The organism is Caballeronia sp. LZ033 (assembly GCF_031451265.1).
Lineage (GTDB): Bacteria > Pseudomonadota > Gammaproteobacteria > Burkholderiales > Burkholderiaceae > Caballeronia.
On the sequence record NZ_JARUXQ010000001.1, the window covers coordinates 711,281 to 731,631 of the forward strand.

At 66.8% G+C, this 20,351-nt stretch carries 22 protein-coding genes, 1 other RNA gene and 1 riboswitch; of the genes, 9 read left to right on the forward strand and 14 right to left on the reverse strand.

Annotated features, from left to right (window positions below):
- Window positions 1-25: 25 nt before the first annotated feature.
- The 5 genes from QCE62_RS03365 to QCE62_RS03385 all read right to left on the reverse strand — a co-directional run bounded on the left by QCE62_RS03365 (window position 26) and on the right by QCE62_RS03385 (window position 2,405).
- A complete protein-coding gene (locus QCE62_RS03365) occupies window positions 26-754 on the reverse strand; it encodes an SIMPL domain-containing protein (RefSeq protein WP_309914298.1) in 729 nt (242 codons plus the stop codon).
- Window positions 755-843: 89 nt separating this feature from the next.
- Entirely contained in the window at window positions 844-1,302 is a 459-nt protein-coding gene (locus QCE62_RS03370; RefSeq protein WP_309914300.1) for an EVE domain-containing protein, read from the reverse strand.
- Between the two features lie 95 nt (window positions 1,303-1,397).
- Window positions 1,398-1,579: non-coding RNA, 6S RNA (ssrS, locus tag QCE62_RS03375), on the reverse strand.
- A 128-nt stretch (window positions 1,580-1,707) separates the two neighbouring features.
- Window positions 1,708-2,022 (reverse strand): cell division protein ZapA, encoded by a 315-nt coding sequence (locus tag QCE62_RS03380; RefSeq protein ID WP_035508245.1) that lies wholly within the window; start codon window positions 2,020-2,022, stop codon window positions 1,708-1,710.
- Window positions 2,019-2,405 carry an ATPase gene (locus QCE62_RS03385; protein WP_309914303.1) on the reverse strand — a complete coding sequence of 129 codons (387 nt, stop codon included), beginning with the start codon at window positions 2,403-2,405 and terminating at the stop codon, window positions 2,019-2,021. The genes QCE62_RS03380 and QCE62_RS03385 overlap by 4 nt, the downstream gene beginning before the upstream one ends.
- Before the next feature lie 284 nt (window positions 2,406-2,689).
- Window positions 2,690-3,024, forward strand: a riboswitch (cobalamin riboswitch).
- Window positions 3,025-3,134: 110 nt separating this feature from the next.
- On the opposite strand from QCE62_RS03385, the gene QCE62_RS03390 reads away from it, so the two are divergent.
- The 6 genes from QCE62_RS03390 to QCE62_RS03415 are packed head-to-tail and all read left to right on the forward strand — an operon-like array spanning window position 3,135 to window position 9,262.
- Window positions 3,135-5,021, forward strand: coding sequence for a TonB-dependent receptor domain-containing protein (locus QCE62_RS03390; protein WP_309914306.1), 1,887 nt, complete (start codon window positions 3,135-3,137; stop codon window positions 5,019-5,021).
- Window positions 5,022-5,047: 26 nt separating this feature from the next.
- Window positions 5,048-6,070 (forward strand): iron ABC transporter permease, encoded by a 1,023-nt coding sequence (locus QCE62_RS03395; protein WP_309919584.1) that lies wholly within the window; start codon window positions 5,048-5,050, stop codon window positions 6,068-6,070.
- Window positions 6,067-6,861, forward strand: a complete 795-nt coding sequence (locus QCE62_RS03400; RefSeq protein WP_309914309.1) for an ABC transporter ATP-binding protein — start codon at window positions 6,067-6,069, stop codon at window positions 6,859-6,861. The genes QCE62_RS03395 and QCE62_RS03400 overlap by 4 nt, the downstream gene beginning before the upstream one ends.
- Before the next feature lie 10 nt (window positions 6,862-6,871).
- Complete coding sequence (gene cobT / locus QCE62_RS03405; protein ID WP_309914312.1) at window positions 6,872-7,939, forward strand: nicotinate-nucleotide--dimethylbenzimidazole phosphoribosyltransferase; 1,068 nt, start codon at window positions 6,872-6,874, stop codon at window positions 7,937-7,939.
- Between the two features lies 1 nt (window position 7,940).
- Window positions 7,941-8,702, forward strand: coding sequence for an adenosylcobinamide-GDP ribazoletransferase (locus QCE62_RS03410; protein ID WP_309914315.1), 762 nt, complete (start codon window positions 7,941-7,943; stop codon window positions 8,700-8,702).
- Window positions 8,687-9,262, forward strand: coding sequence for a histidine phosphatase family protein (locus QCE62_RS03415; RefSeq protein ID WP_309914318.1), 576 nt, complete (start codon window positions 8,687-8,689; stop codon window positions 9,260-9,262). Before QCE62_RS03410 ends, QCE62_RS03415 begins: the two co-directional genes overlap by 16 nt.
- Here QCE62_RS03415 and QCE62_RS03420 read toward each other — a convergent pair whose 3' ends face one another.
- The 4 genes from QCE62_RS03420 to cobU are packed head-to-tail and all read right to left on the reverse strand — an operon-like array spanning window position 9,263 to window position 12,686.
- Window positions 9,263-10,159, reverse strand: a complete 897-nt coding sequence (locus QCE62_RS03420; RefSeq protein WP_309914321.1) for a cobalamin-binding protein — start codon at window positions 10,157-10,159, stop codon at window positions 9,263-9,265.
- Window positions 10,156-11,178, reverse strand: a complete 1,023-nt coding sequence (gene cobD, locus QCE62_RS03425) for a threonine-phosphate decarboxylase CobD (RefSeq protein WP_309914323.1) — start codon at window positions 11,176-11,178, stop codon at window positions 10,156-10,158. The genes QCE62_RS03420 and cobD overlap by 4 nt, the downstream gene beginning before the upstream one ends.
- Window position 11,179: 1 nt before the next feature.
- Entirely contained in the window at window positions 11,180-12,121 is a 942-nt protein-coding gene (cbiB, locus tag QCE62_RS03430) for an adenosylcobinamide-phosphate synthase CbiB (protein ID WP_309807520.1), read from the reverse strand.
- A gap of 16 nt (window positions 12,122-12,137) precedes the next feature.
- The gene (gene cobU / locus QCE62_RS03435; RefSeq protein ID WP_309914326.1) at window positions 12,138-12,686 is read right to left on the reverse strand and encodes a bifunctional adenosylcobinamide kinase/adenosylcobinamide-phosphate guanylyltransferase; all 549 of its coding nucleotides are present in this window, start codon (window positions 12,684-12,686) and stop codon (window positions 12,138-12,140) included.
- A gap of 58 nt (window positions 12,687-12,744) precedes the next feature.
- Here cobU and QCE62_RS03440 point away from each other — a divergent pair, with 58 nt between their 5' ends.
- Entirely contained in the window at window positions 12,745-14,241 is a 1,497-nt protein-coding gene (locus QCE62_RS03440) for a cobyric acid synthase (RefSeq protein WP_309914328.1), read from the forward strand.
- On the opposite strand, the gene QCE62_RS03445 is transcribed toward QCE62_RS03440, so the two are convergent.
- Complete coding sequence (locus QCE62_RS03445; protein WP_309914330.1) at window positions 14,235-14,654, reverse strand: PaaI family thioesterase; 420 nt, start codon at window positions 14,652-14,654, stop codon at window positions 14,235-14,237. The genes QCE62_RS03440 and QCE62_RS03445 overlap by 7 nt on opposite strands.
- A gap of 222 nt (window positions 14,655-14,876) precedes the next feature.
- On the opposite strand from QCE62_RS03445, the gene QCE62_RS03450 reads away from it, so the two are divergent.
- A complete protein-coding gene (locus QCE62_RS03450) occupies window positions 14,877-15,503 on the forward strand; it encodes a ParA family protein (protein WP_309914332.1) in 627 nt (208 codons plus the stop codon).
- A gap of 170 nt (window positions 15,504-15,673) precedes the next feature.
- On the opposite strand, the gene panD is transcribed toward QCE62_RS03450, so the two are convergent.
- The 4 genes from panD to QCE62_RS03470 all read right to left on the reverse strand — a co-directional run bounded on the left by panD (window position 15,674) and on the right by QCE62_RS03470 (window position 18,092).
- A complete protein-coding gene (gene panD / locus QCE62_RS03455) occupies window positions 15,674-16,060 on the reverse strand; it encodes an aspartate 1-decarboxylase (RefSeq protein ID WP_309914336.1) in 387 nt (128 codons plus the stop codon).
- 38 nt (window positions 16,061-16,098) lie between these two features.
- On the reverse strand, window positions 16,099-16,932 hold the full coding sequence (gene panC / locus QCE62_RS03460; protein WP_309914340.1) for a pantoate--beta-alanine ligase: 834 nt from the start codon (window positions 16,930-16,932) through the stop codon (window positions 16,099-16,101).
- A 69-nt stretch (window positions 16,933-17,001) separates the two neighbouring features.
- Window positions 17,002-17,787, reverse strand: a complete 786-nt coding sequence (locus QCE62_RS03465; RefSeq protein ID WP_309919587.1) for a ScpA family protein — start codon at window positions 17,785-17,787, stop codon at window positions 17,002-17,004.
- A 116-nt stretch (window positions 17,788-17,903) separates the two neighbouring features.
- Complete coding sequence (locus QCE62_RS03470) at window positions 17,904-18,092, reverse strand: DUF3460 family protein (RefSeq protein WP_309811417.1); 189 nt, start codon at window positions 18,090-18,092, stop codon at window positions 17,904-17,906.
- A gap of 418 nt (window positions 18,093-18,510) precedes the next feature.
- Between QCE62_RS03470 and QCE62_RS03475 the strand changes: the two genes are divergently transcribed.
- Window positions 18,511-20,316 carry an autotransporter assembly complex protein TamA gene (locus QCE62_RS03475; protein ID WP_409017780.1) on the forward strand — a complete coding sequence of 602 codons (1,806 nt, stop codon included), beginning with the start codon at window positions 18,511-18,513 and terminating at the stop codon, window positions 20,314-20,316.
- The last annotated feature ends 35 nt before the right edge of the window (window positions 20,317-20,351 follow it).

The window sequence follows — 20,351 nt, forward strand, 5'->3', positions numbered from 1 at the left end:
GGGGCGCGAGCGCCCCGCGTACCGCTTACCGCCCCATCTGCACGGAGCCGTTCACATCGACGGTCACGGTCGTCGTGCCGGCTTCCATCGCGATGGGCGCGGCCATCTTGGCATCGGCGCTCATCGCGCGTGACTGCATCATCATGACCGGGCGTGGCTGAACGCCGCTGTGTCCGATGTTCACTTCCCTGATCGAGAAGTTGCTGTAGCCGAACGACTGCGCGGCGGTTTGCGCCTGCTTGCGGAACGAGTCGATGGCCTGCGTCACGAGTTTCTGCTCGGCCGCGCGCTGTGCTTCCGGCGACAGCGAGAAGGCCACGCTGCCCACTTGCATCGACGCACTCATCCGGCCGGCGAGCTTCGAGGCCGCCGCGAAGTCATGCGATTCGAGCACGACTTCCGTGCGGCCGCGCCAGGCGGAAATCTTGCCGTCGCGATCGGTGGACGGATACACGGTGAACGAACCGCTCCTGGCCGTCACGCCGTCGACGCCCCGCGCCTCGCGCAAGGCCGACTCGGCGCGCTGATTGAGCGTGTTGGTGAGGGAGGAGGGATCGGCGGCTTCCTGTTCGTAGAACAGCGTGATGGTCACGACATCCTGCGCCACCTGCGCGCTCGATTGCGCCGACAGTGACAGCACGCCCGCGGGCTGCTGATTGATCACCGTCTGCGCGGCGGCGGATTGAGAGAAGGTGAACGCGGCGCCGGACATCGCGAACAGGGCGAGGGCGGCGGCAGTTTTCTTGTAGGTCATCGAAGGCTCCAGACGCAAAGGCAATCACGTATTGCGTCGCATGATGTGCGACGGCCTTTAGGCGGCACCCGTGCGTCGTAAGTTCCTTGTTAGACGAGACGCTCGGTAATGAAGCGCCATTGCGCATCGGTGACGGGCGTGATCGAAAGACGATTGCCGCGTGCGAGTACCTGCATGTCCGCGAGTTCAGCATGCTCGCGCAACGTGGCGAGCGGAATCAGCGGCGTCTTCTTGACGAACTTCACGTCGACCAGCATCCAGCGCGGCGTTTCCTGCGTGGACTTCGGATCGTAGTAGTGGCTGTTGGAATCGAACTGCGTGGGGTCCGGATAGGCAGTAGAGCAGACCTTCGCGATACCCGCGATGCCCGGCTCCGGACAGCTCGAATGATAGAACAGCACGCCGTCGCCGACTTGCATCTGGTCGCGCATGAAGTTGCGCGCCTGATAGTTGCGCACGCCCGTCCACGGCAGGGTTTTCTTCGGCGCGTGCGCCAGGTGATCGATGCTCGCTTCGTCCGGTTCGGACTTCATCAGCCAGTAGCGCATGGTTGTTCGTTATGCGTGATCGACGATGGAATGAGGAATGCAGAAGCACTGCTGCAAATGAAAACGGCATCGGGAAAACCGATGCCGTTTGAGATGAGGTCCCCGCCATAGCCGCTAGGCCGGCATCCTGAACCTGGGTTCAAGATTGGTCGCGGTAAGCAACACTTCGGGTACATCGGACTAGCGACGCGCGCGCCCATGTTGCAAGGTTCCGCAACCGTGCCAATGTAGCATTGGTTCAAGGAATATATGACCTTGGCGTACCAGGCAGGGAAACGTCACTCTACACCAATCGTTTGCCTTCTGCAGCCCCGGTGCGGTTTCTTTTTTCGATCGACGTGGCGCGCTGATTGTGCCTTTGCCAAGCCTTCACAAACACGGCTTGATCAACCGCATCGACGCGCTTTATTGCACTTCGTATTGTGCAATGACGGCGCCGAGCTGCTCGTTCATCGAGTGCATCGTGCGACGGATTTCCTCGGCGGGGAAGGCTTCGCCGTGACGCACGCTGTCCTGCAGCTTGAGCAATTCCGACGCCAGCGACAACGCCGCCATCACCGCGATGCGATCCGTGCCGCGCACGTTGCTCGCGTTGCGCACCTTGTTCATCTCGGCATCGACGCGTGCGACGGCTTCGCGCAACGCACCTTCCGTCTCAGGCGAGCAGGCAAGGCGATAGGGCTGCCCGAGAATGGAGACTTCGATTTGCGTGGTCGTCATGCCTTCTCTCCTTGATGATGCTCGCCGTGCAATTCCGCTTCGGACGCATGGGCATGTTCATGCGCTTCCGGCGAATCGGCTTCGAGGAGATCGAGTTGATTGTCGGCTTCGCCGTGCTGCGCGGACTTTGCGCGCGGCAGCTTTTCGAGGATCGCGTTGAGGCGGACCTGCGCGTCGTCGATCTTGGCGGAGAGGGAATCGCGTTCGGACTGCAGCGTGTCGCGTTCTTCGCGGACTTGCGCGAGGTCGGCCTGGAGATTGGCGTACTCGGTGCGCAGTTGCTCGAGTTGTTCTTGCAGCGCGGCACGCGCCTGATTGTGGCGCTCGCTGATCTGGATCAGCCGGCCGATGTTTCCTGACAGTGATTCGAGTTCGTTGAGCATGTGCTGCGTCCTCTAAAGACCTCGCATTTTAGCGCGGTTCAACGGAGCTACCGATAATTGTCTCGTTTCGAGACGTAACAGCACGCGATCTTGCGCGCAAACCCCGGGTTCTCGCGCATCTCGCAATGCATTCGTGTGCAGAAAACACGAGCGTTGATTTGTTCGTGCATGCAGTCAGGCTGATTCTCGCTCGCTGAGTTCGTTTGTTCTTTGCATCTTCACGCGCCGCCTGCTGTCCTTCGCGCCAGGGTTCGCCGTTTCTTGACGGTCCCCACCCGCGCTCCTACACTTGCCGCACTTCTGGTGCTCGCATGCGCGGCTCTCGCGCATGCAGTCAAACGGGAAACAGGGAGCGAAGTCCTCGAAGCAGCCGAACAAGTGAACGGCGGCCGGACAGGACGGAGCCAACCTGTGCTGCCCCCGCAACGGTAAGCGACCGCAACGCAAGTTGCAAGTCGTCTCATACGCGTTTTTGCAGTGCGGGCGCATGGATCCATCCATACGCCGGGCCGCTCGTCGGCCTCTGCAAGAAACGTGTCGACGCCACTGCGCATGATGCGCGGGAAGGCGGGACGATGCGTCGCCAGCCCGGATACCGGCCAGAGTGCCACGCGCCTGCCGCCGGTCATCGCACGATCACTGCATGATCCCAAACGGCATGGCGCGTTCGTCGCGCATCGAACCTCGCGGGGAGCGGGGCCGCGCTCATCCTCCACGGGAACACTCGTCATGCAATCGCCATGGGCCTCCGTCCGGGACGGCCTCTCCAGTCGCGGCCTCGCCGCTGCCACTTTTCTCCTGCCGCTCGCCGGCGTCGCGCAAGCCGCGACGACCACCGCCACGGATGACGCTTCGCAAACGCTTGCGCCTGTCGTTATTACTGCCACGCGTGCAGCGCAGCCGCTCGCCGATTCCATTCCGCAGACCTCGTTGTTCGATGCACAGGACATTGCAGACAGCAACGCCGACGACGCACTCGGCCTCATCGCGCTCGCGCCCGGCATGCAGGTCACGCGCAACGGCGGACCGGGCGCGAACTCGGGACTCTTCATTCGCGGTGCATCGTCGTCGCAGTCGCTCGTGCTGATCGACGGCGTCCGGGTCGAATCGGCATCGCTCGGCGCGGCGCAACTGTCGCAAGTGATGCTCGACCAGATCGGCCGCGTCGAGGTGGTGAATGGCAATGTCTCGGCGCTGTATGGTTCCAGCGCGATCGGCGGGGTCGTGCAGATCTTCACGAAGGAGGGCGAGCCGCATCCGCCGCGCTTCAGCTTCGAAACCGAGCTCGGCAGCTATCACACGCAGCGCCAGTCCGCCGGCGTGAACGGCGCGCTGGACCAGGACGGGCGCACCACCTTCAGCCTGAACGTGTCGCGCGAAAAGACCGACGGCTTTTCGTCGATCGATCCGAACCTCGCGCCCGGCGCGAATCCCAACGCGAACGGCTATTTGAACGAGAGCGTCGCTGCGACCTTGCGCCACAGGTTCAACGAGCAATGGGATGCGGGCGTGCGCTTCCTGCAGTCGAACGGCATCAACAGCTTCGACGATGCCTACGGCCAGCCGACCGATCTCAACGAATCGCACAACCGCGTGCGTTCGGCGTCGGTGTTCGCCAACGGCAAACTCACCGGCAACTGGACCACGCACTTCACGATCGCGCAGGGCCAGGACCGCGCGAACATCGAGCAGAACGGCGTCTATACGAGCCGCTTCAATTCCGAGAACCGCCAGTACACGTGGCAGAACGACATCCGCATCAGCGACGCGCACACGTTCCTCTTCGGCTACGAGCACCTCGACCAGACGCTCGATTCCGATCAGTTCAGCGCCCCCGACCGCCACGTGAACTCGGTGTTCGCGGGCTATGTCGGCCATCTGGGCGCGAGCGAATTCCAGGCGAACCTGCGTCACGACCAGTATTCCGATTTCGGCGGCGCGAACAGCTACTATCTCGGCTACGCGTACAACATCGACGCGCACTGGAAGGCGAGCGCGAGCTATGCGGCCTCGTTCCGCGCGCCGAGCTTCGACGATCTCTACTATCCGTTCAGCGGCAATCCGTCGATTCAACCGGAGCGCAGCCATTCGGTCGAAGCGGCGTTGCAGTATGCGTCGAGCGGACTCGGGGTATTGCGCGTCACGCTGTTCCAGACGCGCTACTCGAACCTGATCGACTACGTGTCCGACGGCGGCTTCTACTACACCGCGCAGAATGTCGGGCGGGCGAAGGTGCAGGGCATCGAGGGATCGTGGGCGGGGCATGTCGGCAGAACGGATGTGCGCGCGGGCGTCACGTTCCAGAATCCCGTCGATGAAACGAATCACCAGGACCTGACGCGACGCGCGCGGCATTTCGCGACGCTGAGCGCGCATCGCACGATCGGGCGCTGGCGCGTAGGCGGCGAGTGGCTCGTGAGCGGCCAGCGCAGCGATTACGATTCGACGCTGGCGGGCTACGGCATCGTGAACCTGTCGGCGCGCTATGACATCTCGAAGTCGTGGACCGTCACGGCGCGCGTCGACAATCTCTTCGACAAGGACTATGAGCTTGCGTATGCCTACAACACGCCGCGACGCGGCGTTTATCTCACGCTGGGCTGGCATCCGTCGTGAGCCGCGCGCCTGAGCGGTTGCGCGGCATGAACGGCGCGCGCGCCGCCGCGATCTGGGTCTGTCTCGCCGCCGCGGCGTGCGCGGTGCTGATCGCCTCGCTCGCGCTGGGCAGCGTCGCGCTGCCGCCGTCGCGCGCGTTCGCGGCGCTGGTTCATGCGCTGCCTCATGCGCTTTTCAATGCGCGCGCCGCCGTGCCCGATATCGCCGACGACATCGTGCTCACGCTGCGCCTGCCGCGCGCCCTCGCGGGCTTTGCGTCGGGCGCGCTGCTCGCGCTGGCCGGGGCGCTGTTGCAGGTGCTGCTGCGCAACCCGCTGGCGGAACCCTACGTGCTCGGCGTCTCGGGCGGCGCGGCCAGCTTCGCGCTGGCGGCAATGCTGGTCTCGCTGCCGTGGTGGGGCGTCGATCTCGCCGCCTGCGCCGGCGCGTTCGCATCGATCGTCCTCGTGCTTGGACTGGCGCGCCGTGATCTGTGGCGCGGCACGCAGGACGCATCGCCGCGGCTCTTGCTGACGGGCGTCGTGATTGCATCGGGCTGGGGTGCGCTCATCACGCTGATGCTGAGCGTCGCGCCCGAAAACCGCCTGCGCGGCATGATCTTCTGGCTGACCGGCGATCTCGACGGCGCCGCCACGCCGTGGCCCGCACTGCTGGCGCTGGTGTTCGCGCTGTTGCTGATTCTCCCCGTAGCGCCGCAGCTGAACGTGCTGCTGCGCGGCGACAGCGCCGCGCAGGCGCTCGGCGTGCCGGTGGCGCGGCTGCGTCTGCGTGTCTACCTGGTCGCATCGCTGGCGGCTGCGGCGGCGGTGACCACGGCGGGTACGCTCGGCTTTGTCGGACTGGTCGTGCCGCATCTGCTGCGGCTCGCGTTCGGCAACGATCAACGCATGCTGATGCCCGCCGCCGCGCTGGCGGGCGGTCTCGCGGTGATGGCCGCCGACCTCGCCGCGCGCACCGTGATCGCGCCCGCGCAGTTGCCGGTGGGCGTGGTGACGGCGCTGGCCGGCGTGCCGATGTTCCTCTGGATGCTGCTGCGGAGACCGCGATGAACCTGCATCTCGACGCCATCGCGCTGCGGGCCGGCGAGCGCACATTGATCGACGGCCTGACGCAGACCTTCGTGCCCGGCGAGATGTGGTGCATCGCGGGCCCGAACGGCGCGGGCAAGACGACGCTCATCCACGTGCTGGCCGGGTTGAGCGCACCGGTGGCGGGCCGCGTGTCGCTCGATGGCCGCGCGCTTGCGTCGTGGCGTGCCGCGGAGCTTGCACGCGTGCGCGCGCTGATGCCGCAGGCGACCCACGACGCCTTCAGCGCCAGTGTGCTGGACACCGTGCTGCTCAACCGCTTTCCGTATCTGACCGGCTGGGGCTGGGAAAGCGCCGACGATCGCGCCGCCGCGCACGCGGCGCTCGACGCGCTCGGCCTCGCGCCGTTCGCGACGCGCGACGTGCTCACGCTGTCGGGCGGCGAACGGCAGCGGGTCGCGCTCGCGGCCGTGCTGTGCCAGAACGCGCCGCTGCTGCTGCTGGACGAACCCCTGGCGCATCTGGACCTGCATCATCAGATCGCGTGCCTGCATGCGTTACGCGCGGCGGCGAGTGCGACTGCTCATCCAGCGGGCCCCGCCCGCACCGTCGTGTTCTCGTGCCATGACCTGAATCTCGCGCGCCGCTTCGCGACGCATGCCTTGCTGCTCGATGGCCGCGGCCACGCCTGTGCGGGCCCGGTCGCCGAGGTGCTCACGCCGGAACGCGCCAGCGCGGCGTTCGGCTATCCGTTGGCGCTGCTGCGCGACGGCGATCACGAGGCGCTCGTGCCTTCCATCCCACGTTTCTGAAGGAACATCGATGTCCACGCTCAACGACATCCCGCTCCCGCCCGCACTCGACCGTTCGCTCGAAGCCGAACTGCGCCGCGTCATCGACATGAAGACCAAGCCGCGCGGCAGCCTCGGGCGGCTCGAAGCGCTCGCGCTGCAAACAGGACTGATCCAGCGCACGACGAAGCCGCGCATCGTGCGTCCGGCGATGATCGTGTTTGCCGCCGATCACGGTATCGCCGCTGAGCGAGTGAGTTCGTATCCGCAGGAAGTGACCACGCAGATGGTCGCGAATTTTCTGGCGGGCGGCGCGGCGATCAATGCGCTGTCGCGCTCGGTGGGCATGACGCTGGAGATCGTCGATGCGGGCGTCGCGACGCCGATTCCGGCTGCGCAGGCAGGTCCGGACGTGGGCTATGAACGCGAGTCGCTCGGCCCCGGCACGCGCAACTTCGCGCGCGAGCCCGCGATGTCCCGCGCGACCGCGCTGGACGCCATCGCGCGCGGCGCGGCGTGCGTGCGCCGGCATGCGGCGTTGGGCACGAACGTGATCGGCTTCGGGGAGATGGGGATCGCGAACACGTCGTCGTCGGCGTGCCTGATGAGCCGCCTGTGCGGCGTGCCGATCGACGACTGTGTCGGCCGCGGCACGGGTCTCGACGATCGCGGTCTCGCGCACAAGCGCGAGGTGCTGGGCCGCGCGCTGGCGCTGCATGCCGATACCGGCGATGCCGTCGATACCCTCGCGACCTTCGGCGGCTTCGAGATCGCGATGATGACCGGCGCGTGTCTCGAAGCCGCGCGTGCGGGCATGACGATCCTCGTCGATGGCTTCATCGCGACGTCGGCGCTGCTGGTCGCCGCGACGCTCGCGCCGTCGGTGCTCGACTACTGCGTGTTCGCGCATGCATCGGACGAGACCGGTCATCGGCGCATGCTCGCGCATCTCGGGGCTGCGCCGCTGCTGCAACTCGACCTGCGTCTGGGCGAAGGCACCGGCGCGGCGCTCGCGCTGCCGGTGTTGCGCGCGGCCGTCGCCTTCCTCGATGAAATGGCGAGCTTCGAGTCGGCGGGCGTGTCGGATCAGGCCGGCTGAGATGCCGCGCCCGCTCGACGAACTGCGCTACTTCTTCACCGCGCTCGGCTACTTCACGCGCGTGCCGGTGCCGCGCTGGGTCGGTTTCGAGCGCGACTATCTGAACGCGGCGGCGCGCTATTTTCCGCTGGTGGGCGTGCTGGTAGGCGCCGTTGCGGCGCTGGTCTGGCTGGCCGCATGGCGGGTGTTTCCGGCGGGCGTCGCCGTGCTCCTGTCGATGGCCGCAACGCTCGTGCTGACCGGCGCATTCCACGAAGACGGCTTGGCCGATTGCGTCGATGCCTTCGGCGGCGCGTATACGAAGGACGATGCGCTGCGCATCATGCACGATTCGCGCATCGGCGCTTTTGGGGCGATCGCGCTCGTGATCGCGCTGGCGCTCAAGTGGCAGGCATTGGCCGCGTTGCCGCCGTATCGCGTCGCATGGACGATGATCGGCGCGCACGCCGCGAGCCGCGCCTTTGCGATCAGTTATCTCGTCACCCTCGACTACGTGCGCGCCGAAGGCAAGGCCCGGCCGGTCGCGCAGCGCATGAGTCGGGCATCGTTCGGCTGGGCGCTGCTGTTCGGCGTGCCCTGGCTGTTCGCGCTGGACTGGAAGCTGGCGGGCGTGACGATTGCCGTGCTGTGCGTGCTGCGCTGGCTGATCGGCCGGTACTTCGTGCGGCGCATCGGCGGCTATACGGGCGACTGCCTCGGCTTCGCGCAGCAAGTGTTCGAAATCACGATCTATCTCGTCGGGCTCGCATGGATCTCGTTCTGATCCGCCATCCGGAAGTGGCCATTGAAGCAGGCGTCTGCTACGGGCAGACGGATGTGCCCTTGCTGCGCGACGTCGCTGAGTCGGCGCTCGAGTTGGCGGCGCGCATGCAGGCGCTGAAGGTGCCTGGCTGCGTCGCGGGCTGGCATGCCAGTCCGTTGCTTCGCTGCGCATCGCTCGCCCGTGCGCTTTTGCCGGATGGCCCGGTCCATCTCGATCCGCGCCTCGCCGAGATGAACTTCGGCGCGTGGGAAGGGCGTGCGTGGGACGGCATCGAGCGCGCGCTCATCGATGCCTGGGCGGCCGACATCGAGCATGCGCGTCCACATGGCGGCGAGAATCTGGTGCAGTTCGCGCGCCGCGTGATCGCGTGGTTCGACGACACCTGCGCCGGCGAGCAGACGGTGCACGTCGTCGCGCATGCGGGCGTGATGCGGCTGCTGGCGGCGCACATGCTGGGCATCGCGAATGAGCACGCGCTGCTATGGCCGCTCGATTTCAACGGCATCGCATGGTTCAGGCGCGTGCGCGGACAGTGGCTGCTGGTGCGCTGGAACGCGTGACTAGCGGGTCCGGCGTGCGCGGGCGTCGTCGAGATCGCGGCACAGTTGCGCCGCGCCCAGCGCGAGGCGGGGTGTCGGCCGGTTGATGAGATCGCCGTCGATGCCGAACAGATTGCCGCGCGCCACAGCGGTCAGCGCGGTCCAGCGCCGCCAGCGATCGAACGCCGGCAAGGGCCGGTCCGGCGGCGTCGCGCCGGCCGTCGCGGTGACGATGGCTTCGGGATTCGCCGCGAGCACCGCTTCCGCCGAGACCGTCGGCACGCGCAGCGGCTCGGCCGCGAACACGTTCACGCCGCCGCACAGCGTGATCACTTCATCGAACACATTGTCGCGATTGAGCGTCATCAGCGGCTCGTCCCAGACTTGATAGAACACGCTCACGGGCGGTCGCCGGGCATAGCGCTCACGCAGTTGCGCGATGTCGTTCGTGAAGGCATCGGCGGCGGCGCGCGCGGTGGCCTGCGTGCCGAGCAGCGCGCCGAGCTTGGTCAGGCTCGTCGCGATATCGGCGAGATGCTTCGGCTCGTTGAAATAGATCGGCACGCCGAGCGCTTTCAGCCGCTCCAGCTGACGCGCCGCATTGCCATGCCGCCAGACCACGATGAGGTCCGGATGCAGCGCGACGATGCGTTCCAGATCGAGTGCCTTGTTGTCGCCGACGCGGGGAATGGCCTGCGCTTCCTTCGGGTAGTCGCTGTAGCTCACCGCGCCGACCACGCGCGCGCCGCCGCCCGCCGCGAACAGCAGTTCGGTGACGTGCGGCGCGAGGCTGACGACGCGCCGCGCCGGCTGCGCGAGCGTGACGGCGGCGCCGCTGTCGTCGGTGACGGTGATGGCGGCGTGCAGATTCACGCAGACCGCCATCAGCACGCTTGCAAGCAGCGCACGCGCGATCATCCGCGAATCTCCGCCAGCGCGCGCGCCAGACGCACCCAGTCGCCCTCGGCGCCCGGCAGGCCGACGCGCAGGCTCGGCTTCATGCCGGGCAGGTCGAAGAGACGCGTCCAGATGCCGCGTCGCGCGAGTTCGTGCTGGAGCGCCGCCGCGTCCGGTACGGGCATCCATGCGAACAGCGGCGTGCCGCGCGCGTCGAGTCCGTGATCCGCGAGCAAGGCGGCGAGACGCGCGCCGTCGCGATGCAGGCGGGCGCGAGTGTCGCGTTGCCAGGCGCGGTCGGCGAACGCGGCTTCGACCGCATGCCGCGCCGGGCCGCTCACGGTCCAGGCGCCGAGCATCGCGCGCAATGGCTCGGCGACGGCAGGCGAGGACAGCACGAAGCCCGCGCGGATGCCCGCAAGCCCGAAGAACTTGCCCACCGAGCGCAGCACGACCAGACCTTCGCGTACGGTGTCACTTGCCAGCGAGGCAGAGGGATCGACATCGGCGAACGCTTCATCGACGATCAGCGTGCCGCCGCGCGAAGCCAGCCGTTCATGCCAGCGCCGCAGCGTGTCGCGCGGGAGGAGTTCGGCGGTCGGGTTGTTCGGATTCGCGACGATGACGTGATCGAGCGCATCCGGCAAAGCCTGCGTATGAATGTCGAGCGTCACGACCGTATGGCCGCCGCGGCGGAATGCGGGCGCGTACTCGCCGTAGGTCAGCGGCGCGACGCCCACGACGCCCGGCCGCAACAGCGCCGGCAGCGCGCGGATCGCGGCCTGTGAACCCGCGACCGGCAACGCGCGCGGAGCGCCGTAGTAGAGCGCTGCGATGTCGGCGAGACCGTCGTCGTCTTCGGGCAGACGGCGCCAGGCATCGGGCGGCACCGGCGGCACCGGATAGCCGTGAGGATTGATGCCGGTCGAGAGATCGAGCCAGTCTTCGAACGGAATGTCATAGCGGCGCGCGGCTTCGCACAGGTTGCCGCCGTGGCGCACCGGGGCGTCGGCGTCTTCAGGTTGCGTGGTGTGAGTCATGTCAGCCGCCCGTCGTCACGCTCGCGACGGCGAGCACCAGCAGCACCGCGAGCCACATCAAGGTCGCCCGCTCGACCAGCCGCAATGCCGCGACCACATGCTTCGGATTCGCGCTGTGCCCCGCGCCGAGCGTCGGCCGCGCCTCCAGCTTGCCGTGATACACCGCCGCGCCGCCGATCAGCACGTTCAGGCTGCCCGCGCCCGCGGCCATCACCGGGCCGGCGTTCGGGCTGTCCCAGGAACGCGCCTGGGTGCGCCAGCAGTGCCAGGCCATGTGCGTGTCGCCGGCGAGCGCATAGCTCGCGGCCGTCAGGCGCGCGGGAATGAAGTTGAGCACGTCGTCGAAGCGTGCGGCCGCCCAGCCGAAGCGCAGGAAGCGCGGCGTGCGATAGCCCCACATCGCGTCGAGCGTATTGGCGAGCCGGAACATCAGCGCGCCCGGTCCGCCCGCGACCGCGAACCAGAACAGCGCGCCGAAGATCGCATCGTTGCCGTTTTCCAGCGCCGATTCGACCGCCGCGCGCGAGAGGGCGTTTTCATCGGCCTGCGAGGTATCGCGCGACACGATGCGCGCCGTCAGCGCGCGGGCGCGGTCGAGGTCGCCGAAACTCAGCGCGCGTGCAATCGGCGCGATGTGCTGGCGCAGACTCTTTGCGCCGAGCGCGAACCAGAGCAGCAGCACGTGCACGAGACTCGCGTAGGCGAACGGCAGCACGCTGACCAGCAGCCACGCGACGGCAACCGGCGGCGCCACCAGCGCGAACCACGCGAGCATGCCCGCGGGCCGGGCGCGGAAACCGGTGTTCATGCGCGCTTCGAGCTTCGTCGCGAGCTGGCCGAAGCCGACCAGCGGATGCCGCGCACGCGGTTCGCCGAACAACCGGTCGACGATCACGCCAAGCACCGCCAGCAAGGCCATGGCGTAGACGGAGAGCAGCAACATCGTAGCGATTCCTCCGTCAGCCCTTGAGCACGAGCGGCAGGCCCGCGGCCATCAGCACGGCGCGTGTGCTGGCGGCGGCGACGCGCTGGTTCAGCCGCCCCAGCTCGTCCACATAGAGACGCGTGACTGAGCCGAGCGGCACGATGCCCAGCCCGATCTCGTTGCTGACGACGATAACCTTGCCGCGCACCTCGGCCAATGCGGCGTCGAAGTCGGCGAGGGCGGCCTGGGCGCGCTCGGGTAATACGGCGATGTCGTCGCCGTCGTTGTCGGACGAGAACAGCAGGTTGGCGAGCCACAACGTGAGGCAATCGATCAGCACGCAGCCATCCGCGCGATCCGCCTTGCGCAGCGCGCGCGCCAGATCGAACGGCGCTTCGACCAGCGGCCAGTGCGCCGGCCGGCGTTCGCGATGCAATTGCACGCGTTGCTCGAACTCGGCGTCGCCGATGCGCGCGGTCGCGATATAGGTGACCGGCAGTCCGCTGCCGTCGGCGAGGCGTTCGGCGTGCGCGCTCTTGCCGGAGCGCGCGCCGCCGAGGATGAAAGTGAGATCCGGGGTCATCGCGCCATTGTACTGACGGGCTAAGATAGCGCGTCATTCGTCACAGGATGTAGCCGGTATGTCTTTCACGCCTCGCGGCACGCTGATGATCCAGGGCACCACCTCCGATGCCGGCAAGAGCACGCTCGTCGCGGGCCTGTGCCGTCTCGCCCGGCGTGGCGGCGTGCGGGTCGCGCCGTTCAAGCCGCAGAACATGGCGCTGAACAGCGCGGTCACGGTGGACGGCGGCGAGATCGGCCGCGCACAGGCGTTGCAGGCGGTCGCGGCGGGCGTGCCGGCGCGCATCGACTTCAATCCGGTGCTGCTCAAGCCGACCAGCGACCGGGGCGCGCAGGTCATCATCCACGGCCATGCGCACGCCAATCTCGACGCGCGCGCCTATCACGACTTCAAGCGCGTCGCGCTGGACGCGGTGCTCGCTTCCCACGCGCGCCTGTGCAACGAGTTCGACGCGGTGATCGTCGAAGGCGCGGGCAGCCCGGCGGAAATCAACCTGCGCGACAACGACATCGCCAACATGGGCTTTGCGGAGCGGGTCGACTGCCCGGTCGTGCTGGTGGCCGACATCGATCGCGGCGGCGTGTTCGCGCACCTCGTCGGCACGCTCGCGTGTCTTTCGGAGAGCGAGCGCGCGCGCGTGCGCGGCTTCGTCATCAACCGGTTTCGCGGCGATATCGGCTTGCTGCAGCCCGGCCTCGACTGGCTCGAAGCGCAGACGGGCAAGCCGGTGTTCGGCGTGCTGCCGTTTCTGCACGGCCTCACGCTCGATGCCGAAGACATGCTGCCGAGCCAGCCGCACGCGCGCGGCCGTGCGCCGGCGCTGAAGGTGATCGTGCCGGCGTTGCCGCGCATCAGCAATCACACGGACTTCGATGCGCTGCGGGCGCACCCGCAGGTCGATTTCAGCTACATTCGCGCGGGCGTCGCGCCGCCGCCGGCGGATCTCATCGTGTTGCCCGGCTCGAAGAGCGTGCAGCGCGATCTCGCCTGGTTGCGCGAACACGGCTGGGACCGCGCGATCGAGCGGCATCTGCGCTACGGCGGCAAGGTGCTCGGCATCTGCGGCGGGATGCAGATGCTCGGACGGCAAATCGACGATCCGGACGGCGTGGAAGGCGCCGCCGGCTGTGTGGACGGGCTCGGCTTGCTCGAACTCGCCACCGTGCTGACGCCGCACAAGCAACTGGAGAACGTGACCGGGCAGTTGACGGTCGGCGCGGCGGATGCGCCCGTGCGCGGCTACGAGATCCACATGGGCCGCACGGACGGCGCGGCGCTGACACGGCCGCTGGTCGCGCTCGAGGGCGGGCGCTGCGACGGCGCCGTGTCCGCCGATGGCCAGATCGCCGCGACCTATCTGCACGGCGTGTTCGATACCCCCGAAGCCTGCGCGGCCCTGCTCGCGTGGGCGGGTGTGCAGGACGCGCAGGCGCTCGACTATCCGGCGCTGCGCGAGGCGTCGCTGGATCGTCTGGCCGATTCGTTCGCCCAGGCGCTCGACCTGGACGCGCTACAGGCGGCGTTCGGACCGCCGCATCGGCCTCGGCATCAGTAGAGAATCATCTGCGTGCAGCGGAACAGGGCGATGAGCTTGCCGTCGCCGTTCGTCACCGTTGCGTCCCAGACCTGCGTGCTGCGCCCGAGGTGCACCGCCGTGGCGGCCGCGACGATCTTGCCTTCGCGCGCCGTCGAGACGTGATTGCTCTTCAATTCGAGCGTGGTGAAGTTCTGGGCGTTCTCGGGCAAATGCGCGATGCACGCATAGCCGCAGCAGGTGTCCGCGAGGCCGACCACGGTCGCGGCGTGCAGGAAGCCATTGGGCGCGAGCAGTTCCGGCCGGATGGCGAGTTCTCCGCTCAGGCGGCCCTGATCGAGGGAAAGCAGTTGCACGCCCAGCAGATCGGGCAGGCGGCCTTTCTGACGATTGCGCAGGTAGTCGAGCGTCACATCGGGGCGGAGCGAAGTCATGGGCGTGGGCGGTTCCGGTGAGGGTGATGGGAAGGTCGGAAGCGGGACGACAGACGGGAGTCATCGTCCCGGCCGTTCGGACGACATGCTGGATGTCGCGCTTTTGCCGATAATATCAACGCTCGAAACAGGCATCCGCCAGGAATTTCATTCAATAAAGACGAAAACGCGTGTCGTCCGGCCTCGTCCGGGCGGCGCGCCGAACTTTCTCCGGGACCTTTAATGACCGTGATCGTGGTGGCAAATCCGAAGGGCGGCGTAGGCAAGAGTACGCTCGCGACCAATCTGGCAGGCTATTTCGCAGCGCAGGGCGAATGGGTGGCGCTCGCCGATCTCGACAAGCAGCGCTCCTCCCACGCGTGGCTTTCGCTACGGGTGGACACCTTGCCGAAGATCGAGGAATGGGGCGTCGATGTCGATTCCCCGGCGAAGCCTCCCAAAGGTCTGGAAAAAGCCGTCGTCGATACGCCCGCCGGCGTGCACGGCAACCGCCTCGCGCTGGCGCTGGAACTGGCGGACAAGGTCATCGTGCCGCTGCAGCCGTCGATGTTCGACATCCTCGCCACCCAGGACTTCCTCACCCGTCTGGCGAAGGAAAAGGCGGTGCGCAAGGGCGCGATCGAGATTGGCGTGGTGGGCATGCGGGTCGATGCACGCACGCGCTCGGCGGAGCAACTGCATCGTTTCGTCGAGGGGCTGGAGCTGCCGGTGCTCGGCTTCCTGCGCGACACGCAGAACTACGTGCAGCTCGCCGCGCACGGCTTGACGGTGTGGGACGTGGCGAAGAGCCGGGTCGAGAAGGATCTGGAGCAGTGGGCGCCGATCGTGGAGTGGGCGGGGAAGAAGTAGGGGGCGAGCCTGATTAGCGGTCGGAGGTTTTCCAGGGCCGGGCAACGGCGAATGCGATCAAATCGGCCCGTTTGCCCGGATTTAGCCGCATAGCAGCTCAATCCGTTTTAGCTGCTATACGGCTATTTCGGCGTTGCGCCCCGCCAGCAAGGCGCGGAGACGCGCTTCCCCTACGTCCAGCTCTGCACCGGCACGTGATCCCGGCTGCCCTTGATGCGGTTCTTCTCATCGACGAACACGAGATCCGGTTTCCAGCCTGCCTTGATCTCTTCCTCGTCCACCTGCGCGAACGCCGCGATGATCACCAGATCGCCCAGTTGCGCCCGCCGCGCGGCCGAGCCGTTCAGCGAAATCATGCCGCTGCCGCGTTCGCCCTTGATCGCATACGTGGTCAGGCGCTCGCCGTTGTTCACGTTCCAGATGTCGATCTGCTCGTTCTCCATCAGGTTGGCGGCGTCGAGCAGGTCTTCGTCGATCGCGCACGAACCTTCGTAGTGAAGCTCGCAATGCGTGACCGTCGCGCGGTGGATTTTCGATTTCAGCAAGGTGCGCTGCATGGTGCTTCTTTCCTCTTCCTTCAGATGCTTGAAATACTTCAGATTTCCAGATTGTCGATCAGACGCGTCGCGCCGAGCTTCGCCGCCGCCAGCACGACGAGCGGCGCATCCGCGTCCGCCTCGCCCGGCGGCAGCAGGTCGACGCGCTTGCGCACGCTGATGTAGTCGGGCTTCCAGCCGCGTCCGGCGAGCGCGTTCATCGCTTCGCGCTCGAGCGCGGCGATATCGCGATTGCCCGACAGCACGGCCTCGCGCACGCGCTGCAACTGCGCGGCGAGCTGCGGCGCCTCGGCGCGCTCGGCGTCCGAAAGAAAGCGGTTGCGCGAACTGAGCGCCAGCCCGTTGTCCTCGCGCACGGTCTCGGCCGCGACAATTTCCGTGGGCAGCGCGAACTGGTTGCACATGGCGCGCACGATCATCAACTGCTGATAGTCCTTCTTGCCGAACACCGCGACGCGCGGCTGGACGCACGACATCAGCTTCATCACCACCGTGCACACGCCGGTGAAGAAGCCGGGGCGGAATTCGCCTTCGAGAATGTCTCCGAGATTGTGCGGCGGATGCACGCGATACTCCTGCGGCTGCGGATACATGTCCTTCTCGGTCGGCGCGAAGAGCACGTAGACGTTTTCCTTCTGCAGCTTTTCGATGTCGTCCTGCAGCGTGCGCGGATACTTGTCGAAGTCCTCGTTCGGGCCGAACTGCAGGCGGTTCACGAAGATGCTGGCCACGACCGGGTCGCCGTGCTGGCGCGCGAGACGCATCAGCGAGAGATGGCCTTCGTGGAGGTTGCCCATCGTCGGCACGAAGGCGGTGCGGTTCTGGCCGCGCAACTGGTCGCGCAGTTCATGAATGGAGCTGATGACTTTCATCGAGCGGGTGTCTCCTGTCGGCACGGCCTCGATGCGGCCGCGTCTGAACAAGCCAAGGGGTGAGCGGTGTCAGGCGGGAGCGTACGCGAGTCTGACGTAGATCGGCGCATACGGCTCGGCCTGCGTGATCTCGATCAAGGATTCGCGCGACAGCTCCAGCATCGCGATGAAGTTCACCACGACCACCGGCACGCCGCGGGAGGTGTCGAAGAGTTCCGTGAACTCCATGAAGCGCGCGGTCTGCAGGCGTCGCAGGATCACGCTCATGTGCTCGCGCACGGACAGCTCCTCGCGCGAGATCTTGTGATGCTGGACCAGCTTCGCGCGCTTGATGACGTCGGCCCAGGCGGCGCGCAGGTCGTTCATGTCGACGTCCGGGAAGCGCTGCTCCGCCGCCTGTTCGATATGAATGTCGGCACGCAGGAAGTCGCGCCCGAGCTGCGGCAACTGGTCGATGCGCTGCGCCGCGAGTTTCATCTGCTCGTATTCGAGCAGGCGCCGCACGAGTTCGGCGCGCGGATCCTCGGCTTCCTCGCCGGTGTCGGCCTTCTTGACCGGCAGCAGCATGCGCGACTTGATCTCGATCAGCATCGCGGCCATCAGCAGGTATTCGGAGGCAAGCTCCAGATTCGATTCGCGGATCTGGTCGACGTAGCCCAGGTATTGCGCGGTGACATCCGTCATCGGGATGTCGAGCACGTTGAAATTCTGCTTGCGGATCAGGTAGAGCAGCAGGTCCAGCGGGCCTTCGAAGGCTTCGAGGAAGATTTCGAGCGCATCGGGCGGGATGTAGAGATCCGTGGGGAGCTTCCACAGCGGTTCGCCGTACAGATGCGCGATCGCGACGCCGTCGATGGTGTCGGGCGTCGAATCGGTGGCGGGGGCGGCGAGCGCGACCGCCCGGTCTTCCCGTGCGCCTTCACGGCGCGCTTCGGGCGCCGAAGGCGGCTCGTGGCCGGCTGCGCTCACGTTCAGAAGTTCTGGTAGTAGACGTAGGGCGTCTGCTGCACGCGCGATTGCTGCTGCTCGCCGCGCTCGTCGAGGTCGATCGGCTGCTTGTCCCACAAAAGCGCGCGGCCGCGGCGTTGCTCGGCTTCCAGCGTGGGCTTCTGCTCTTTCAGCTGATTGATGAACTGGGTGATGTCCGACTGGTACATGATCCGGCTTCCGTTGTCCGTTGAGTCGATGCGGGGTTCGATGCGCGGTGCGGTGTGGCCTTCCTTGAAGCGGCTCTGTGGCCCGCTCCTGCCCGCGCGCCGCAATTTTACCGCAAGCCTGCGCTGCCGACGCCGCTCGCTGAAAGATGCACGTCCGTACGTGATTCGCGGAACCCCGCGCGCCGTGTGCCGTCCAACCGGCGCGCCTGTCAGGCGAAACGGCAGGTGGAACGGCAGGCGGAACGCGCTCGTCCGTGCCGTTTCGCTGCCCGCAATGCGCCGCCGGCCTGCGCCAGTGTGGTGAAATAGCGCCTGCGCCGCCGGAACCTGCCGCCGCGCCGCGCAAGCCTGACGACGCGGCGGCTGCACGCTCGGTTGCCATCCTTTCAAATCCAAGTCATCCCGATGCCGGAGGTCACGTTTGGCGGGGCGTTCGTTTGATCCGCTGCGCGCGCTGCGCGTCAAGCCGTTGTGCCCGAGGCGCTTTCCCGCCGTGCTCGCCGCATTCCTCGCGTGCGGCGTGCTGGGCGTGTTTGGCTTTGCGACTCCGGCTTTCGCGAAATACGACGTCGATATCGACGCGCCGCGCAGCATCAAGAAGCTGCTCAAGGACAATCTCGACCTGTCCCGCTTCGCCAAGCGCGACGACGTCAGCGACGACCAGATCCAGTTCCTCATCACGGCCGCGCCGAAGGATGTACGCGATCTCGTCGCGACGGAAGGCTATTTCTCGCCGGTCGTGCGCACCGACGTCGCGAGCGAGGACGGCAAGCGCAGCGTCAAGATCAGCGTCGATCCCGGGCCGCGCACGCGGGTGGCTTCGGTGCAGCTCATCTTCAAGGGCGCGGTGACCACCGAGGACCGCGCGCAGGAGAACGCGGCGCGCTTCGCGTTCTCGGTCAACGAAGGCGATCCGTTCACGCAGGGCGGCTGGGACGACGCGAAGAACGCCGCGCTGCGCGCGCTGCAATCGAAACGCTACCTCGGCGCGAAGATCGTGCGTTCGCAGGCGCGCATCAATCCGCGCGCGCATCTCGCCGATCTCTCCGTCACCTTCGACAGCGGTCCGACCTTCACGCTCGGCAAGCTCGACGTGAGCGGCACGCGGCGGTATCCGGCGTGGATCGTCGATCACGTGAATCCGATCCAGCCCGGCGAAGTCTACGACGTCGCCCGCATCAACGAACTCCAGCGCCAGGTGCAGAACACGCCGTACTACGCGAGCGTGGCCATCGACGTCGACAACGACGTGAACAAGCCCCAGGACACGCCGCTGCACCTGAAGGTGTCCGAGTATCCGTACAACAGCATTCGCTATGGCGTCGGCTACGCGACCGACACCGGTTTCCACATCCAGGGCGCCTACAGCTACCTGAACACCTTCAACGCCGCGTATCCGTTCACCATTTCCGGCCGCCTGGATCAGACGCAGCAGTATGGACGCGTGCAGCTCGCGATGCCGCCCGACGGACATGGCTGGGTCAACGCCGTGTTCGGCTCGTACACGATCACCGATGTCTCCAGCACGAACATCTACAGCGGCCGGGTGGGCGTGCAGCGCTCGCGTTCGCGGCAGAACATCGACACGACTTTCTCGCTTACCTTCTACGACGACCGCCTGACGCAGAACGAGCCCAACCCGTCGACGGCGCGCGCGCTCGTGCCGGCGTGGAGCTGGGTGCGCCGCAATGTCGACGATCCGCTGTTTCCCCGCCGCGGCAACATCATTCGCGCCGAAGCGGGCTTTGCGGTGAAGGGCGCGATGACCGACCAGACCTTCGCACGGCTCTATACCAACGCGCTCCAGTTCGTGCCGCTCGGCAAGAACGATCTGCTGGTGTTCCGCGCGGAGTTCGGCGGCGTCTTCACGAGCGGGCCGTCGAGCGGCGTGCCGGCGTCGCTGCTGTTCCGCGCGGGCGGCGCGAACTCGGTCCGTGGCTACAGCTATCTGAGCATCGGCAACAACGTGGCCGGTTCGATCCTGCCCACCAAATACATGATGACGGGCAGCAGTGAATATCAGCACTGGTTCACGCATGACTGGGGCGGCGCGATGTTTTTCGATATCGGCGCGGCCGCCGATACCTGGAGCGAGCGCGTGTTCGAGCCGGGTGTGGGCGTTGGCGTGCGCTGGCGCAGTCCGGTCGGGCCGGTCAATGTCGATCTGGCATATGGCCTGAAGAACAAGAGCATCAAGCCGTACCTGACGCTCGGTATCGCCTTCTGACGCGCATGAGAACCTTGATACGGAACCGTGAACCC

What these genes read in the sequence shown, in the direction of transcription:
- QCE62_RS03450 (WP_309914332.1), top strand. Translation starts at nt 14,877, where the DNA reads ATGACCGTGATCGTGGTGGCAAATCCGAAGGGCGGCGTAGGCAAGAGT.
- QCE62_RS03400 (WP_309914309.1), top strand. Translation starts at nt 6,067, where the DNA reads ATGAACCTGCATCTCGACGCCATCGCGCTGCGGGCCGGCGAGCGCACA.
- QCE62_RS03445 (WP_309914330.1), bottom strand. Translation starts at nt 14,654, where the DNA reads ATGACTTCGCTCCGCCCCGATGTGACGCTCGACTACCTGCGCAATCGT.
- QCE62_RS03395 (WP_309919584.1), top strand. Translation starts at nt 5,048, where the DNA reads ATGAACGGCGCGCGCGCCGCCGCGATCTGGGTCTGTCTCGCCGCCGCG.
- QCE62_RS03440 (WP_309914328.1), top strand. Translation starts at nt 12,745, where the DNA reads ATGTCTTTCACGCCTCGCGGCACGCTGATGATCCAGGGCACCACCTCC.
- cbiB (WP_309807520.1), bottom strand. Translation starts at nt 12,121, where the DNA reads ATGTTGCTGCTCTCCGTCTACGCCATGGCCTTGCTGGCGGTGCTTGGC.
- QCE62_RS03420 (WP_309914321.1), bottom strand. Translation starts at nt 10,159, where the DNA reads ATGATCGCGCGTGCGCTGCTTGCAAGCGTGCTGATGGCGGTCTGCGTG.
- QCE62_RS03365 (WP_309914298.1), bottom strand. Translation starts at nt 754, where the DNA reads ATGACCTACAAGAAAACTGCCGCCGCCCTCGCCCTGTTCGCGATGTCC.
- QCE62_RS03410 (WP_309914315.1), top strand. Translation starts at nt 7,941, where the DNA reads ATGCCGCGCCCGCTCGACGAACTGCGCTACTTCTTCACCGCGCTCGGC.
- cobT (WP_309914312.1), top strand. Translation starts at nt 6,872, where the DNA reads ATGTCCACGCTCAACGACATCCCGCTCCCGCCCGCACTCGACCGTTCG.
- QCE62_RS03390 (WP_309914306.1), top strand. Translation starts at nt 3,135, where the DNA reads ATGCAATCGCCATGGGCCTCCGTCCGGGACGGCCTCTCCAGTCGCGGC.
- QCE62_RS03370 (WP_309914300.1), bottom strand. Translation starts at nt 1,302, where the DNA reads ATGCGCTACTGGCTGATGAAGTCCGAACCGGACGAAGCGAGCATCGAT.
- cobU (WP_309914326.1), bottom strand. Translation starts at nt 12,686, where the DNA reads ATGACCCCGGATCTCACTTTCATCCTCGGCGGCGCGCGCTCCGGCAAG.
- panC (WP_309914340.1), bottom strand. Translation starts at nt 16,932, where the DNA reads ATGAAAGTCATCAGCTCCATTCATGAACTGCGCGACCAGTTGCGCGGC.
- QCE62_RS03380 (WP_035508245.1), bottom strand. Translation starts at nt 2,022, where the DNA reads ATGACGACCACGCAAATCGAAGTCTCCATTCTCGGGCAGCCCTATCGC.
- QCE62_RS03415 (WP_309914318.1), top strand. Translation starts at nt 8,687, where the DNA reads ATGGATCTCGTTCTGATCCGCCATCCGGAAGTGGCCATTGAAGCAGGC.
- QCE62_RS03385 (WP_309914303.1), bottom strand. Translation starts at nt 2,405, where the DNA reads ATGCTCAACGAACTCGAATCACTGTCAGGAAACATCGGCCGGCTGATC.
- cobD (WP_309914323.1), bottom strand. Translation starts at nt 11,178, where the DNA reads ATGACTCACACCACGCAACCTGAAGACGCCGACGCCCCGGTGCGCCAC.
- panD (WP_309914336.1), bottom strand. Translation starts at nt 16,060, where the DNA reads ATGCAGCGCACCTTGCTGAAATCGAAAATCCACCGCGCGACGGTCACG.